Raw genomic sequence first — 1,600 nt, 5'->3', positions numbered from 1 at the left:
CGGAACGTGCACGTGGTCGTGAGACACCTGGGTGCTCGGAAGTTATCGGGTGACGATGACCTCGGGGGGCTGGTTGATCCAGGCGACGGTGGGCAGCTTGGGTGGAACTGGTGGCCGGCGGAATCGCTCGGGGTGGGCCTGGTAGGCGGCGGTGAGGACCTCGGCCCGTTTCGCCTGAAGGGCCGGGGCTCGGCCGTGGTGGACGTCGGCTGGGGTGTGCAGGCCGAGAGCGGAGTGCCGGTGGACGTGGTTGTAGTGCCAGAAGAAGGCATCACAGAACGTCTGGGTGTGAGCCAGGCTGCCGAAGCGATCGGGGAACCCGGGGCAGTACTTGAGCGTCTTGAACTGGGCCTCGGAATAGGGGTTGTCGTTGGACTGGTGGGGTCGGCTATGGCTGCGGGTCACGCCGAGGTCGGCGAGGAGTTGGACGACGGGCTTGGAGGTCATCGAGCTGCCCCGGTCGGCATGGACGATCAGCTGCTCGGGATCGGCGTCTTGCTCAGCGAGGCTGTGGGCGATGAGGTCGCGGGCCCAGGTGCCGACTTCCCGGGGGGCGACGAGCCAGCCCACGACGTAGCGGCTGAAGACGTCGAGGATGACGTAGAGGTAGAACCACATCCACTTGTCCGGGCCTTTGAGCTTGGTGATATCCCAGGACCACACCTGGTTGGGGGCGCGGGCCACCAGTTGGGGTTTCTCGTGGAGCGGATGGCGGGCGATCCGGCGTCGTTCCCGGACCTCGCCCCGTTCCCTGAGCAGGGAATACATCATCGAGATCGAGCACAGGTAGGACCCCTCGTCGAGCAGGGTGGCCCACACCTGAGCGGGGGTCTGGTCGCAGAACCGCTCCGAGTTCAGCGTGGCCACCACCGCCTTCCGCTCGGCCGGCGAGAGTGCCCGGTGGCTGCGAGGCCGAGGCCGGGGATCACCCGGCGGATGGGGGCAGCGGTGCCGGTAGTAGGTGGCCCGGGAGTGGCCCACCGCTCGGCAGGCGGCCTTCACTCCGACGGTGGCGGCGAGCTCGGTGACGGCGGTATCGAGAACGGAATCTCGGGCAGCACGGAGTCCGCGCTCTTGGAGAGCTCGTCCAAGAGCGCGTGCACTTTTCCCTGCACCTCGATGACGACCCGGGCCTTGGCCAGCTGCTCTTTGAGCCGCTCGTTCTCAGCCTTCAGCTTGGCCATCTCCGACAGCGACGGGCCGCCCCGGCCACCGTCCGTGCGGCCCAGCGCCGCCTTCAGGAGTCCCTGGCGGTGTTGACGGCGCCAGTCACAGACCAGGCTCGAGTACAGCCCTTCCCGGCGGAGCAGGGCGCCCTTCTCGCCCTTCTCGGTGCAGCGGTCGTACTCGGCCAGGATGGCCAGCTTGTAGTCGGCACTGAAGACCCGACGCATCGAGCTCTTGTGGTAGCGGGGGCCGCCGTCAGGGGCTTCAGGATCCTCGATGTGCCAAGTTTTAGCGTGTTCCGTCCGGACCAGCGCCTTGCGCTTGCCCCGGCCATTGAGGCTCGACTTCGTCGGTGCCATGGTCAGACCCTCTCTCGCCCACCTGCTCAGAAGGTGGATGGTCGAGGTGTCTCACGATTCACGTGCAAGGTGGG

At 67.2% G+C, this 1,600-nt stretch carries 2 protein-coding genes; both read right to left on the bottom strand.

Translation table 11 applies throughout. From position 1 onward, the window contains the following. Positions 1–42 precede the first annotated feature (42 nt). Entirely contained in the window at positions 43–1,002 is a 960-nt protein-coding gene (locus AB1673_17620; protein MEW6155776.1) for an IS3 family transposase, read from the bottom strand. Further along, a complete protein-coding gene (locus AB1673_17615; GenBank protein MEW6155775.1) occupies positions 999–1,526 on the bottom strand; it encodes a hypothetical protein in 528 nt (175 codons plus the stop codon). The genes AB1673_17620 and AB1673_17615 overlap by 4 nt, the downstream gene beginning before the upstream one ends. Positions 1,527–1,600: the final 74 nt, after the last annotated feature.

This window comes from Actinomycetota bacterium (assembly GCA_040754375.1).
Classification (GTDB): domain Bacteria; phylum Actinomycetota; class Acidimicrobiia; order Acidimicrobiales; family AC-14; genus JBFMCT01.
Note: the sequence above shows the minus strand (reverse complement) of the source record. Positions and strands in the feature narration are given on the sequence as shown.

Bases quoted from the DNA above. Each gene is read 5' to 3' on its own strand.
- AB1673_17615 (MEW6155775.1), bottom strand. From the start codon at position 1,526: ATGGCACCGACGAAGTCGAGCCTCAATGGCCGGGGCAAGCGCAAGGCG.